Raw genomic sequence first — 13307 nt, 5'->3', positions numbered from 1 at the left:
ATGCTCACGGCGACGGCAGATACTTGTCCCAAAGCCGGTTACGAAACCGGTTGTACGGATCGACAGCGCGCTTGATGCGGGCGAAGTCATCCGCTTCCGGATAGGCACGACGGAACTGCTGCGGCGTCGCGTGGAGGCGGTAGGGCAGGTAGTAGCGGCCACCGAGGGACAACGCGGCATCGACCAGCTGCCGCGTCCAGTCGGCCGCGCGTTCGTCGGTGGATGTGAAGGAGCGTTGCTTGTAGTACAGGACGAACGAGAACACCTCGGTCGCCGCCCATTTCAGCAGCGACACGGCGTCGGCGGGTGAATGGCGGATCGATACGTTCAGCGCATTGACCTCGTGCCGCTGGAGGACACCGGCCAGTTGCGTGGCGAAGCGTGCGAAACCCGCCACCGGAATGAAGTACTCCTGCAACAGGTAGGTGGAGAATATCCGCGTGCGCGGCTCCAGCGAGGTTGCATCCAGGCTGGCTTCGCGATTGCGAAGGACGACCGCCTTCTCCTGCAGGATGCGATCGGTCTGGAAGCGCTCGCGCAGGCGCCCGCCCACCGGAAGCTCGGAAGCCACCCAGATGAGGTTCTGGTCCCGACCATAGTCCAGGTGGCGCGGCACCAGCCGCTCCCGATCGGTCAGCGGCGCATCGCTTCGCATCCAACTGACGGCCAGCGGCCGATTGAAGTCCGGCGGCATCAGGTCCGCGTTGTGCAGTACGGCGTCGGGGTTGCCCAGTATCGACTCGCGAAAGAAGTCCGGATACGCCTCCAGTGGTATCCAGCGCGCCTGCCGTTCGATGACCGCATTGTCGGCCAGGTCCAGCTCCACCTCGCTGATGACGCCGAGACCGCCGTAACCGCCGATGCACGCCGCGAACAGCTCCGGCTGGTGGTTCCGGTCCAGCTCGTGCACCTCACCATCGGCGGTCACCACCTGCAAGGCACGAATCGAATGCGCCAACGGGCCGGCACCGACATAGCGTCCATGGCAGTTGACCGAGACCGAGCCACCGATCGAGAAATTGCTGTAGCTCTGCATGATCTTCACGGACAGATCGCGCGTATCGATGATGTCCTGGAGATCACGCCAGCACATGCCGGCCTGGACCCGCACCGTACGCGCTGCTACATCCAGCCGGACCAGCCGGTTCATCGCACGCATGTCCAGATGCAGCGAGCCCTCCGCCGCGATCTGGCCGCCCATGCTGTAGCGCGCGCCACCGACCGAAACCGGCGTGCGCGAAGCGCGCAGAAGCTGTTGCAGTTCTGGGGTACTGGCCGGACTGGCGATACCCGCGACGGGGATCCGATCGATCTGGACCACGTCGCTGACGTAGGTGACATCGTCCTCTCGCCCGCAGCCGATCACTGCCGCGGAGCCGCCCAGCGCCAGGGCTCGCAGCAGTTGCCGACGATGAGGATCGTGGCTATTCGGCATTGGCTCCGGCCTTCCTGCAGCGCAGCCGCCAGCGATGTTGCTTCAGAAGGGCCTCCTTCCGTAGCCTCCGCACGCGACGGTTGGCAACAGCCGTCGAGCCTCCGTGAAAGATGTCGTCCGGGGACGCGCACAGCGTATGGCCGAACCGCCGCGACTCAGGCTACTTAGTCTCAACTTCCAAGCGCAACACCCCGGAACGGATAGGGTGTCGCCATGGCAAGACAGTATCAGCATCTGAGTGCAGAGGAACGCGCAGTGATCCAGTATGAAGTTGCGACGGAACGGCAATGACCTTTCTTTTTTCATTCGACCATCACCTCCAAAAGATCAGTTCAGCGCCGTCCAACTAGCCTCGGGCCCAGTACCAAACAGTCATTTCCTCTGGGTCAAATACAACGCTGGCATCCAGCCTAGTTCCAGCGTGAGGCATTCCAGCACAGCGATACCTGCGAATCTCGTTCCGCAGCTGCCCAGCCCCATTCTCCGTGAGCATCTCTGGCCACCACGCTGCCACCCGTCTTACTCGCCTGTAGGATGGCCATGGCAGATCATTTGACGCAGCGCATTTCTGGATAAAATAATCAAACCCGGCGTTATTCAGAGTGAATCTCACCCATAGCTCGTTTGTATCGATGTTATGTGTTTCTACGATTTCACGCGCGCCCAATGGAAAATTTTCAGGCAACCAACCACGCGTCATTGCTCCGCCGCTCACGGCCTCATTAAAGTCAAGGTACCTGCTAGTAGATGTGTCGCAGCCGCCAAGCATGACCGCGGCGATGAGGCACATAGAAGGCCACGTTCGTTTTCGTTGTGTGTGCGTCGTGGTTAGATACGACTTATAGGTGCTGATCCCCACTGAAGCTACGTCGCTCACTCCAGCAACCATTTTCACATCCGTTCCACCGCCCGCTACGCCGAGCGCACCGCGCTGAGACCGCTTCTGTACGGGTGGTCGGTCCCGCGCTTTTTTCTATGGTTCTTCCAGCTCCAACACACCTAAATCAAAGCTTCTAGGATACGAACTTCGGCTGCTGATTAGGACTTCTGCCGACTTGAATCTAGCCCCCCGCCACATTGCGCGATAAAATAGTACGGCTCCGGCTCTGGGCCAGCCACGATCATTATCGTTGTAGAAAATCTTGTCGGGACATCCCGTGCCGCCCCAGATTTTCCACTCCTGATGGAAACAATCTCAAGTCGACAAGGTTGATTTACTCTATCTATTGCACTAGGTTCAGGCACCACTCCAGACACGCGAACAATCATGTCGCCGCCAAAGCTTGCGCACCCAGCAATAAGCACCATCACGGTAAGAAATATTTTTCCTATTAGCTGCATCTATCCATCTCCTCAAGGCATTTCTTGAAAGCAGCAAGATTATCTTCTGAGAATGCTTTTGCAGCATCCTCAAAACGATTCCCGTCCGCCCAGGAGCCACTACGTGACACCTCCCTCAGATATCCTCTGCGCGTTAGCTGCCCTGTATTCCACTGCCTTAGAACGTGATAATACTCATGCAGAACCAAACCTTGATCTGCAAAGAACTCTGATACTGAAAGAGTAGGAGGAAGCCTTATCGAGTTTCTTCGCGTAGTGACGAAATCATTCGTTACGAACATTTTGTTTCTGACGTTCACGCTAGAAACAGATTCTCCGAATATTTTGCTCAAGCAATCTGCCATTGCGCCCGACGCCGGAGCCAGCCCAAGCGGATCAGTGAACATCACCGGATTCCCGCCAACATAAGCGTAGGTATTCATCCCTCCACTCAGCCCAATCGGATCCGACTGCAAGTACCGCCCCGTAAACGCATCGTAGTCCCGAAAGCCGTTGTGCCACAGCCCGGTCTCGTTGTCGTAGAGCTGGCCCGGGAAGCCGAGATTGAGACCGCCGATGCCGTCGGTCGTAACCACCCGGTCGAACGCGTAGTTGCTCGCCTGCCAGACGACGGATCGACTTGCGTTGGTCACTGTCTGCGGCCGGCCCAGGTGGTCGGCGTCGATGGCATAGAGGCTGGTGCCGCGCTGCAGCGCGATCGGCTCGCCATAGAGCCGGATCATCCAGCTCCAGACGTTGTGCTGCGATTCGTATTCCAGCACCAGGTTGCCGTCCGGCTGGTAGGCGTACAGCGCGAGGTTGCTCCCGGCACCCTGCTTGGACACCCGCTGGCCCAGGCCGTTGACGCGGTAGGTCGTCGTCAGGCCCGCGCGCGTGGCGGTCCGCAGCCGGTCGAACGGGTCGTATCCGAACACCGCGCCACCCAGGCCGGAGTAGCTGTTGATGTGTCCGTTACCGGTGTAGGTGTAGCTGCGCGTCGTACCACCACTGAGTCCGGTCAGGCGGTTGCTGCTGGACGAAGTCGTGTAGTTCGTGGTCGAGCCACCCCGCGTCAGGTAGGTGCGGTTGCCGACCGCGTCGTAGTTCATGTCCTGGGTGTCGGCCGTCGAGCTCGCCGTCCGCAGCCGATCCAGGTCGTCGTACGTGAAGCCCTGCGACAGGGCCGGCAGTTGCATATTGGTGATCGTCTGGATCAGGTCACGGCGTGTCCACTGGTAGCTCAGGTCCAGCGCCGTCACTCCCGCTCCGGCCGAGCGCGTGGACACGCGGCGTCCATCCAGGTCGTATGCGCGCGTGTTGACCAGCCCGTTGCCGCGCGTGAACGCCACCACCGGCCCGTAAGGGTCGTACTTGATGCTGCTGGCGACCGTCTGCGGCGTGGCGCTGTCGTAGAACGTCACGCCCGACACCTTGCCGAGGGTGTAGTCGTACACCAGCTTGGGATAGGGCGCATTGCCGTTCATCTGGGTCAGATTGCCGGAACCGTCGTAGGTGTACTCCATGTAGGAAGTCGCCGTCGAATACGGAGCACCCAACGTGTAGATGCTGTCAACACTGGCGACCCAGCCGTACGGCGTATAGGTCATCGTGCGCGAGCCGCTAGGATCGGCCAGTCCGCACAGCCGGCCGATGCCGCTGGTGCAGCTGTCGTACGTGAAGGTCTGCGTTTGCCCACCGGCCGTTGCGGTCCGCACGCGATCGAGGTTGTCGTGCGTGTAGGTGATGGCGCCGTCGGGTTTGGTCATTGACGTCATGCGCCCGCCGATGTCGTAGCTGTAGGTCGTGATCCCGGTGTCCGGGCTCGACAGCCGCCACAACTGACCGAAGCCGTCGTACTGGTAGGTGGTGCTGTTCCCGTTCGGGTCCTTGACCAGCACGATGCGGTCGGCCTTGTCGTAGCCGAATTCGGTCGACTGGTTGTGCGCGTCGGTCACCTTCTCCACGCGGTTGAGCGGATCGTAGAAGATCCGGGTCTGCCGCAGGACCGTCCCCGTGCAGGAACCACCGCTGACTTCCTTGATCTTCGTGACGTTGCCGGCGGCATCGTACTCGTAGCACGCGTGCTGGTTGCCGTTGCCGCGCCGGGCACGGGGCCGGTTGAGTTCGTCGTAGTCGGTGAACGCGCTGCGGAACTCGACCGAAGCCGTCGGCTCCTCGACACCGCTGACGCCCAGGCTACGCAGGTACGAGGCGATCGCACCGGGATCGCCGTGGACCTCCACCGTTTCGCCGTCGGGCGTGACTGCCGCGGTCGGCAGCACGCAGATGCCCGAGTTGCACGGCTCGGGCGGATCGCCGCTGCCGGTATAGCGGGTGACCCGCTGGCTGACCACGCCACCGGCCGGGTTGTAGCCCAGGCCGATGACCGCCTTGGTCCCGCTGGCCTCGGCCTCCCAGACGCTGTAGAGCCGGTTGTCCGCGCCATACCGAAGCTCGGTCACGCGGCCGTCCGGCCGGGTGATCCGCCCGGCCAGGCCGCGCGTGTTGTAGTCGTAGCTCGTCGTCTGAGCAACGCTGTTGTGGTAGGTCGTGACGGTCTTCTGTCGCCCGCGTGCCTCGTGCGCGATGTCGATCCGTTCATTGGTGTTGGGGCCGATGATCCGCTCCGCATAGCCCAGGCCGGTGTGGTTCTGGTAGCTGGTGGTGTGACCCAGCGGATTGCTGATACTGGTCAGGTCGCCCAGCGTGGAATAGGTGACGGTATGGACATCGACCGCACCCGTTCGCGGACCGTCGATCGTCATCGAGGCCAGCAGGCCGTTGCCGTGGTAGGTGTACCCATAGGTGTCGGTGCGCGACTGCCCCGCAACCCCGTAGCCGGTCAAGTTCATGACGGTGACAGTAGCCAGGCGGTGACTGAAGGCTTGATAGGCCAGCGTCGTCGCACTGTCGCCTACCACGGTGATGCCGGTCAGCCGGTTGTTGCCCGCATCCCAGGTGTAGTCGGTCACGCGCGCGTAGGACGTGCCGGCGGCCTCGGTGCGCTTGAGCAGCTGGCCGGTCGCGTTGTAGTCGTAGTCGGTCGCATTGCCGTTCTCGTCGTAGACGAGATTCGGATAGCCGTTGCTGTCGTACGTGGCCGACCGGAACGTCGCGCCGCACCAGGCCGAGGGGGCTCCGCTCACGCTTTCGAGCTTGCCGTCGACGAAGACGTAGGTCGTCTCCTTGCGCGGATTGCCGAGCGGCCCCCGCTCGAGCACGGTCATCGTGCCGGTGGTGACCGCAGCAGCCAGCGGGTAGTCCATCTCCGGCGGCACCGGCGGGGGGCCTGAGCCGCCGAACGAGTCCATGACCGGCGTGCACTCCCCGTTGGTGAGGCAGTACGGCTGGCCGTTCGGTGGAACCGGGAGCGTCGGCCGCTCATCGGCCGACACGCTGCGCGCACCAGTGACGGTATAGGTGAAGTGGTAGTGGTCCACCGGCCCGATGTGTTCGGAGGTGATCGCACGGCCCTGGCTGTCGTACGTGAACGTCGAATAGCGCACGCCGTCGATCGACTTGCCGGTCAGCGCTCCCGGAAAGCTGGTGTTCTCGTAGTGGTAGGTGTGCGTGGTGATCGGCTGGCCTGGCCGGGTCGCGGTCTGAAGACGCCAATTGCCGATGTAGGTGTAGGTATAGAGATTCCCATCCGGTGCACGCACCGTGGTGGGGAGGCCGTTGGTCATCGTGAACTCGACGTAGCGGCCGGAGCTGTGCGTGACGCGGTGGAGGACATTGCCGGTCTGGTAGGTGAAGGTCCAGCGGATGCCTTGCGGGTTCTTGATCTCCAGGATGCGTCCGAAACTGGAGTACTTCTCGACCGTGTTGTCCTCGGTGTAGTGCGTGTAGGTCCCATCGGGGTTCTTCTGGATGAAGGCCGTCCAGTCCGGCTTGGCCTCCGTCCAGCGATTGGTGCCGTTGGGGACGAACTTGATGCGGCGGCCATCGGGCCGATAGGCCCAGGCATAGTTCACCGGCCCAATGACCGGCCCACCGCCGCCGGTCGACAACGTCGTGAAGCTCAGGCTGTAGTCGAAGTTGCTGAGCCAATGACCGCCGAACAGGCCGCCGCGGGAGGAATAGTGGTTGTAGCGGCGCTCCAGGTACAGGCCCATCTCGCCGCTGCTGAGGAAATCGATCTCGCGCTCGACCTTGTTGCCGGTCGCAAGCACGATCGGATTGCCACGCGCGCAATCGATTTCGTCGTCCGCCGCGTTGTTGTTGACGTCGCCCGGGTTCGGCCAGCGCAGCTCGCGCGGGTAGCGCGGCACATAGCCGCCTGACCCCATCCACGGCGGCCGACTGCCGCCCCAGGGCGTACCGCGCACTACGATCGTCTCCAACGTCTCGGGCGGCGGCGGGTCGGTCGGGCTGGCCGCCCAGGCCGGCGCAACCGACCCCAGCAGCAGGGCCCACAACACGCGACGCAGGCACAACGAACGAAGAAATCCGGCGATATGCGGGACTGGGGCGGACACGGTCATGCAAAGCTCCTTTGCAGGCCCGGACCGCATCCTCGACGAGAAACAGGCCGGGTATGTGCACGGCCTTCCCAACGGACTTCCGATCCGATGCCTCAACGACAACGTCGGGGCTTCCCCCTGTGGGTCTCCCTGCGACGTGACCGGACATTAACCGATGCGCCGGGTTCTGCAAAGACCGACACAGTTACAGAAAGTCTCGCGCCTGCGGATCGCATCCGCGAGAGTGTCATCGCTTGCGCTGCATGCTTCGGGCCGAGGCAGACGCGGCCCATCGCGGACGGTCCGACCCCATGTCTGGCAACCTTCTGTGAGGATCTGGACGCTGGACTGCTAATCCACCGAGCCTCGTCGCCTTCCCTGCGGCGACCGAGCCCCGATTCTGTTGGCCTAGAATGAGCGTCCGTACCGGCACGGCGCCGGGCTTCCTGGCGCGGACACGCGAAACGACGATGCAGGCGACCGAGAGAATCCGGACGATGCTGGCGCTTGCGCTGGGGCTGGCCAGTTCCGCATCCGCCGCAGCCGGACGCATCGGCGAGACCGCCTGGGGCCGCCTGGCGCTCTACTACGATGCCGCCGGCGCGCCGCGCGTGGAGCACACGCCGCAGCCGCTGCTGCTGCCGTTCGTCACGCAGGTTCTACCGGCCAATCCGTACGGGAGCGATGCACTCGCCTTCGGCGTCCCCGATGCGCCGCAGCCGGCCGGCGTGCGCGGCCAGGCGATCAGCTTCCTGTTCTACGCGCAGGACTACTTCGGCCAGAACCCGGCCGCGCACATCGCCGTCCTGCTGAAGGGACGCTGGGCGTTCGACGACCCGGCCACCGCGGCGCGCGAAGGCGAGCTGTCCGGTCGCGGCATCGTGATCGGCGACGTGTCGGCGCGACCGGACGGTTGCCCGACCGCGCGCACGGCCCAGGTGGAGAGTTTCTGGAAGACCGGCAATGCGCTGTTCCCCGCCACCTGCTCGACGCCGCTGCGCGACAACGCCTGGTATCGCGTGCTGATCCTGGCCAGCAATGCGCGCGGCATCACCTACCAGATCAGCGATCCGGACGGTGCCACCGTCTACGCCAACCATGCGATGCACGATCCGGGTGCGCACATCGACGAGGCGCTCGGCGGCTGGGCGATCCTGCAGGTGTTCGAAAGCGTGCGCGCACCGACCTGGCGGCTGTGGTTCGACGACGTCAGGACCTGGTGGTACTGACGACCGGCCGGCATGACAGGCCGCGCCGGCGCCGGTAGCATGCGGCGCATGGCCGTCCTCGTCCTCCGCATTCCGGTCCGCCATCGGCGTCCTGCCGCGGCTGCCGCACTGCTGGCCACCGTCCTGGCGGCGGCCGGCGCGGCCGATGCCGCCGAGAAGCTGATCGCCAGCGTGCCCGGCACGGATTTCACGGTCGGCGGCACCGCGGTCGTGCAGGCGGTGCCGTTCGCCGTCGCCGGGCCGGTCAGCGGCGTCGGCTTCACGGCACGCTGGTCGGCCGCAGTGGCCGACGAAGAGAACGGCCTGGCGCCGTGGTCGCTCGATCTCGCCGCCACGATCACCGCACCGGACGGCAGCAGCACGCTGACCTGGCCCCGCTTCGGCGGCGACCGGACCTATGCCGACTATCCGCTGCAGGACTTCATCGGCGGCTTCGCGGACGTCGGCGGCAGTGGCACGTTCCAATGGCGCTTCACCTCGGTCGGCCCGCCCTGGGTGGCGGCCTTGAGCGACGTGGAGTACCACCTCACCACGCGCGTGGACGACGTGACCGCGACCTACACCGGCTCGGTCGCGGCCGGGCCGACCTGGAGCCGGCCGTACTACATCGCCGGGGTCTCGGGCCTGGGGCCGATGGTCTACCAGGCGATGCCGTTCCAGGTCGCGGTGTCCGGCGGCTATGCCTTCACCAGCGTGGTGGCGAGCGGTAACCATTTCCTGGCGCTCTACCAGGGTGGCTTCGACCCGGCCCAGCCGCTGGTCAACCTGCTCGACTACGAGGCCGGCAACGGCTCCTCGCCGAACGGACCGCCCGCCGGCACCGCGCGCATCAGCGCGCTGCTGTTCGAAGGGCGCAGCTACTACCTAGTCGCCTCGCAATGGAGCGCCGGCACGCCCGGTCAGAGCTACACGACCACGGTCGTCGGCCCGGGGGCCCTGGTCGTCGAGGGTTTGGACCGGCTGTTCGCCGACGGCTTCGAGACACCCTGATCGGGGCACCGCGCCGCATGGCGCCGGCTGGCGCGGCCGGCTAGCATTGCCGGTTCCATGATCGCCTCTCCCGACCACGACCCGATCCCGCTGCTCGAAGCACGCGGCCTGGCGTTCGCCCGCAACGAGGAGGCGATCTTCGGCCCGCTGGGCTTCCGGCTGTACGCGGGCGACGTGGTGCTGATCGAGGGCGACAACGGGGCCGGCAAGACCACCCTGTTGCGCGTCCTGTCGGGCCTGCTCGAAGCCGAGGGCGAGATCCTGCTCGACGGCGAGCCGCTGACGCTGGCGCGGCTGGCGCGCCAGGTCGCCGTGCTGGGCCACCAGCCCGGCCTCAAGACCGACTTGACGCCGCTGGAGAACCTGCGCTTCGCGATCGGCGTCTCCGGCCTGCGCCCGGGCGTCTCGCCGCGCATGGCGCTGGGCAGCGTCGGCCTGGAAGGCTACGAGGACGTGCCGGCGCGGCAGCTGTCTGCCGGCCAGAAGAAGCGCGTCGCGCTGGCGCGGCTGCTGCTGGTGCCGGCCGCGCTGTGGCTGCTCGACGAGCCCTACGCCAACCTCGACCGCGGCGGCATCGACCTGGTCAACCGCCTGCTCGACACCCACGCGCGCCGCGGCGGCGCTGCGCTGGTGACCTCGCACGGCGCCTATGCGTTCACCTCCGGCACGCCGCGCCGGCTGCCGATCCGGCCGCTCGCCGCATGAAGCCCGGGACGACCGCCGCCGCCTGCGCCGCCCTGGTCCGGCGCGACCTGCTGCTCGCCTGGCGCCGCCGCGGCGACGTGCTCAACCCGGTGCTGTTCGCGCTGATGGTGGTGGCGCTGTTCCCGCTGGCGCTCGGCCCGGAACCGGAGCGGCTGGCGGCGATCGCCGCGGGCGTGATCCTGGTCGCCGTGCTGCTGGCCGGCCTGATGGCGCTCGACACGCTGTTCCGCAGCGACTACGAGGACGGCGCGCTCGAGCAGCTGGTGCTGTCGCCGCATCCGCTGTCGCTGCTGCTGGCCTGCAAGATCGCCACGCACTGGCTGACCTCGGCGCTGCCGCTGCTCGTGGTCAGCCCGCTGCTGGCCGAGTTCCTGCACCTGCCGGCGCCGGTGCTGCCGGTGCTGCTGGCGGCGCTGGCGCTGGCGACGCCGCTCTTCAGCCTGATCGGCGCGGTCTGCGTCGCGCTGACGGTCGGCATGCGCCGCTCTGGTATGCTGCTGGCCCTGCTGGTGCTGCCGCTGTACGTGCCGGTGCTGATCTTCGCCGCGGGTGCCTGCAACGCGGCGCAGACCGGGCTGCCGTTCGCCGCCCCGCTGCTGTGGCTGGGCGCGGCCCTGGCGATGGCCCTGGTGCTGGCGCCGCTGGCCTGCGCGGCGGCCCTGCGGATTTCGTTGAGCTAGGTCGCCCGCCTCCCGATGAATGCACTGACGCTCTGGTTCCACAAACTCGGCTCGCCGCCGATCTTCGACCGCATCGCCGGGCGCCTGCAGCCGTGGTGCTATGCGCTGGCGCTGATCCTCGGTGCGGTGGCGCTGTACGGCGGCCTGGCGATGGCGCCGGCCGACTACCAGCAGGGCGATGCGTTCCGGATCATCTACATCCACGTGCCGAGCGCGTGGATGAGCCTGTTCATCTACTTCGTCATGGCGATCAACGCCTTCATCGCGCTGGTCTGGCGGATCAAGCTCAGCGAGACGCTGGCGATGGCCTGCGCGCCGGTCGGCGCGGCGTTCACGCTGATCTGCCTGGTCACCGGCTCGCTCTGGGGCAAGCCGATGTGGGGCACGTGGTGGACCTGGGACGCGCGCCTGACCTCGGAGCTGGTGCTGCTGTTCCTGTACCTGGGCGTGATCGGCCTGCACGCCGCGATCGAGGATCGCCGCAAGGCCGCGCGCGCGGCAGGCTTCCTCGCGCTGATCGGCATCGTCAACGTGCCGATCGTGCATTTCTCGGTCACCTGGTGGAACACGCTGCACCAGGGATCGACGGTGAAGATGTTCGGCAAGTCCTCGATCAGCGGCGACATGCTCTGGCCGCTGCTGCTGATGGCCCTGGCGACCAAGCTGTGGTTCCTCGGCAGCCTGCTGGCGCGCTCGCGCGTGGCGCTGCTGGAACTCGAAGGCGGCAAGGACTGGGTCCGTGCCGCGGCACTGAAGGAAGAAGGAGGCCGCGATGGCTGATTTCATCTCCATGGGCGGCTATGGCTTCTACGTCTGGCTGTCCTACGCGGTCTTCGTGGTGGTCCTGGCGATCGACTACGCCGCGCCGCGGCTGCGCCGCCGCCGCGTGCTGAAGGATCTCGCCGCGATGCTGCGCCGGCAGCAGCGCCGCAGCGGAGCCGCGCCATGACGCCCACCCGCAAGCGCCGCCTGATCGCCGTGGGCCTGCTGCTGCTCGCGGTCGGCGTCGCCACGACGCTGACCGTCTTCGCGCTGCAGTCCAACATGAACTACCTCTTCACGCCGGCCCAGGTGCTGGCCGGCGAGGCCGCCCGTCACGAGACCTTCCGCCTCGGTGGCATGGTCAAGAAGGATTCGATCCGCCGTGCGACCGATTCGCTGCGGGTGGACTTCGTGGTGCTCGACGGCGACGCGGAACTGCCGGTGGAGTACACCGGCATCCTGCCGGACCTGTTCCGCGAGAACCAGGCGGTGATCGCCACCGGCCAGCTCAGCGACGGCCGCTTCGTCGCGCGCCAGGTGCTGGCCAAGCACGACGAGGGCTACATGCCCAAGGAACTGGCCGACGCGATGGGCAAGGCCCACGTCAAGCACAACGTCCCGGCCGATACCGCCAAGTAGCGCGGAACGCCGCCGGCGCGGCGGCGGCTCAGTCGTACCGTGGCAGCCCGAGCCTTCCGGCCAGCCAGTGATCGAGGCTGACACGGCCGGGGCCGGCCAGCAGCAGCCAGATGAACACCAGGATGTAGAGCACCTCGTCGAGTTCGACGAACTGGTCGAGCGTGCCGACGTCCACGATCACGACCAGCGCCACCGCCACGACCATGTTGACGATCAGCGGGATGCACGCCCACCGCGTGCAGAGGCCGAGCATCAGCAGCGCGCCGCCCAGGAGCTCCGTCCATGCCGAAAGCGCCGCGCTGGCTGCGGGAAACGGAATGCCCCAGCCGACGAAGCGCTCGGTGAAGGCGTCCAGGTTCTGCAGCTTGGCCCAGCCGGTCTCGAGCCAGAAGTAGCCGAACACGAGCCGGACCAGCAGGGGCCCCAGCCACCGGAGCGATGCGGCGACATCGAGCAGGCGACGGCACAGGGCGATCACGGCGGCCATGGATTCCTCCGGGCGGACGGCGCACGAGAGGGTCCAGCCTAGGCAGCCCGTCGCGTCGGCGCCATGTCCGCGCGTCCGCCGTTTGCGGCCCGGCGTCCATCGGCACCGCTGTCCTTCCGGCGGCTGAATCGCCGGACGCCCGGACATATCCGGCGGATGCCTGGCCGCAGTCCCTGCCGCACCGCTGCGGACAATGGCCGGTGCCGCCGGTGTCACCCCCTGGACACCACCCCGGCAGCGGCCCGCGGCATCGTCGCGGGCCGCCTCCCCTCCGCCGCACAGGATCCACGCCATGAACAAGCTCACCGGTATCGCCCTGGCCACCGCCGTCGCCGGCCTCTTCGCCGGCACCGTCGCCAGCCCGGCATTCGCCGCCGAGGGCGCCGACGCCAAGGTCAAATGCGAGAACTCCTCCGCCTGCAAGGGCCACGGCGCCTGCAAGAGCGCCAAGAACGCCTGCAAGGGCCAGAACGCCTGCAAGGGCGAAGGCTTCACGATGCAGAAGTCCGAGGCTGCCTGCAAAGCCGCCCAGGACGCGGCCAAGAAAGCGCCCTGACGGCACGCGCGGCGGCCGCCGGGTTCCGGTGGCCGCTGCGG

The 13307-nt window shown here is 66.2% G+C and carries 12 protein-coding genes; 8 read left to right on the top strand and 4 right to left on the bottom strand.

Features of this window, described 5'->3' with window-relative positions; all coding sequences use genetic code 11:
* Positions 1 to 4: 4 nt before the first annotated feature.
* From I596_RS01195 to I596_RS01190, 3 genes are all read right to left on the bottom strand, one after another.
* The gene (locus I596_RS01195; RefSeq protein ID WP_083965270.1) at positions 5 to 1435 is read right to left on the bottom strand and encodes an FAD-binding oxidoreductase; all 1431 of its coding nucleotides are present in this window, start codon (positions 1433 to 1435) and stop codon (positions 5 to 7) included.
* Positions 1436 to 1781: 346 nt separating this feature from the next.
* Positions 1782 to 2204 carry a YbbD-related protein gene (locus tag I596_RS19340; RefSeq protein WP_484481961.1) on the bottom strand — a complete coding sequence of 141 codons (423 nt, stop codon included), beginning with the start codon at positions 2202 to 2204 and terminating at the stop codon, positions 1782 to 1784.
* 562 nt (positions 2205 to 2766) lie between these two features.
* A complete protein-coding gene (locus I596_RS01190; RefSeq protein WP_190278956.1) occupies positions 2767 to 7239 on the bottom strand; it encodes an RHS repeat-associated core domain-containing protein in 4473 nt (1490 codons plus the stop codon).
* Positions 7240 to 7631: 392 nt separating this feature from the next.
* On the opposite strand from I596_RS01190, the gene I596_RS01185 reads away from it, so the two are divergent.
* Genes I596_RS01185 through ccmE form a run of 7 tightly spaced genes read left to right on the top strand, consistent with a single transcriptional unit; the run spans position 7632 to position 12223 of the window.
* Entirely contained in the window at positions 7632 to 8447 is an 816-nt protein-coding gene (locus tag I596_RS01185) for a hypothetical protein (RefSeq protein WP_067643001.1), read from the top strand.
* Positions 8448 to 8495: 48 nt separating this feature from the next.
* Positions 8496 to 9437: a hypothetical protein gene (locus I596_RS01180; protein ID WP_067642997.1), complete on the top strand. Its 942-nt coding sequence runs from the start codon at positions 8496 to 8498 to the stop codon at positions 9435 to 9437.
* Between the two features lie 60 nt (positions 9438 to 9497).
* Positions 9498 to 10142 (top strand): heme ABC exporter ATP-binding protein CcmA, encoded by a 645-nt coding sequence (gene ccmA / locus I596_RS01175; protein ID WP_425478819.1) that lies wholly within the window; start codon positions 9498 to 9500, stop codon positions 10140 to 10142.
* Positions 10139 to 10822, top strand: coding sequence for a heme exporter protein CcmB (ccmB, locus tag I596_RS01170; RefSeq protein WP_067642991.1), 684 nt, complete (start codon positions 10139 to 10141; stop codon positions 10820 to 10822). Before ccmA ends, ccmB begins: the two co-directional genes overlap by 4 nt.
* A 15-nt stretch (positions 10823 to 10837) precedes the next feature.
* A complete protein-coding gene (locus I596_RS01165) occupies positions 10838 to 11602 on the top strand; it encodes a heme ABC transporter permease (protein ID WP_067642988.1) in 765 nt (254 codons plus the stop codon).
* Positions 11595 to 11771, top strand: coding sequence for a heme exporter protein CcmD (ccmD, locus tag I596_RS01160; RefSeq protein WP_067642985.1), 177 nt, complete (start codon positions 11595 to 11597; stop codon positions 11769 to 11771). The genes I596_RS01165 and ccmD overlap by 8 nt, the downstream gene beginning before the upstream one ends.
* Positions 11768 to 12223 carry a cytochrome c maturation protein CcmE gene (gene ccmE, locus I596_RS01155; RefSeq protein WP_067642983.1) on the top strand — a complete coding sequence of 152 codons (456 nt, stop codon included), beginning with the start codon at positions 11768 to 11770 and terminating at the stop codon, positions 12221 to 12223. Before ccmD ends, ccmE begins: the two co-directional genes overlap by 4 nt.
* A gap of 28 nt (positions 12224 to 12251) precedes the next feature.
* Here ccmE and I596_RS01150 read toward each other — a convergent pair whose 3' ends face one another.
* Positions 12252 to 12710: a DoxX family protein gene (locus I596_RS01150; RefSeq protein WP_067642980.1), complete on the bottom strand. Its 459-nt coding sequence runs from the start codon at positions 12708 to 12710 to the stop codon at positions 12252 to 12254.
* Positions 12711 to 13002: 292 nt separating this feature from the next.
* On the opposite strand from I596_RS01150, the gene bufA2 reads away from it, so the two are divergent.
* Positions 13003 to 13266 carry a BufA2 family periplasmic bufferin-type metallophore gene (gene bufA2, locus I596_RS01145; RefSeq protein ID WP_067642976.1) on the top strand — a complete coding sequence of 88 codons (264 nt, stop codon included), beginning with the start codon at positions 13003 to 13005 and terminating at the stop codon, positions 13264 to 13266.
* Positions 13267 to 13307 lie beyond the last annotated feature (41 nt).

Origin of the sequence: Dokdonella koreensis DS-123 (genome assembly GCF_001632775.1) — a bacterium.
In the GTDB taxonomy this organism is placed as follows: Bacteria; Pseudomonadota; Gammaproteobacteria; order Xanthomonadales; family Rhodanobacteraceae; genus Dokdonella; species Dokdonella koreensis.
This window is presented reverse-complemented; position numbering and strand designations above follow the sequence as displayed.

What these genes read in the sequence shown, in the direction of transcription:
- I596_RS01180 (WP_067642997.1), top strand. Translation starts at nt 8,496, where the DNA reads ATGGCCGTCCTCGTCCTCCGCATTCCGGTCCGCCATCGGCGTCCTGCC.
- I596_RS01150 (WP_067642980.1), bottom strand. Translation starts at nt 12,710, where the DNA reads ATGGCCGCCGTGATCGCCCTGTGCCGTCGCCTGCTCGATGTCGCCGCA.
- ccmB (WP_067642991.1), top strand. Translation starts at nt 10,139, where the DNA reads ATGAAGCCCGGGACGACCGCCGCCGCCTGCGCCGCCCTGGTCCGGCGC.
- ccmE (WP_067642983.1), top strand. Translation starts at nt 11,768, where the DNA reads ATGACGCCCACCCGCAAGCGCCGCCTGATCGCCGTGGGCCTGCTGCTG.
- I596_RS01185 (WP_067643001.1), top strand. Translation starts at nt 7,632, where the DNA reads ATGAGCGTCCGTACCGGCACGGCGCCGGGCTTCCTGGCGCGGACACGC.
- I596_RS01195 (WP_083965270.1), bottom strand. Translation starts at nt 1,435, where the DNA reads ATGCCGAATAGCCACGATCCTCATCGTCGGCAACTGCTGCGAGCCCTG.
- I596_RS19340 (WP_484481961.1), bottom strand. Translation starts at nt 2,204, where the DNA reads ATGCTTGGCGGCTGCGACACATCTACTAGCAGGTACCTTGACTTTAAT.
- ccmD (WP_067642985.1), top strand. Translation starts at nt 11,595, where the DNA reads ATGGCTGATTTCATCTCCATGGGCGGCTATGGCTTCTACGTCTGGCTG.
- bufA2 (WP_067642976.1), top strand. Translation starts at nt 13,003, where the DNA reads ATGAACAAGCTCACCGGTATCGCCCTGGCCACCGCCGTCGCCGGCCTC.
- I596_RS01165 (WP_067642988.1), top strand. Translation starts at nt 10,838, where the DNA reads ATGAATGCACTGACGCTCTGGTTCCACAAACTCGGCTCGCCGCCGATC.
- I596_RS01190 (WP_190278956.1), bottom strand. Translation starts at nt 7,239, where the DNA reads ATGACCGTGTCCGCCCCAGTCCCGCATATCGCCGGATTTCTTCGTTCG.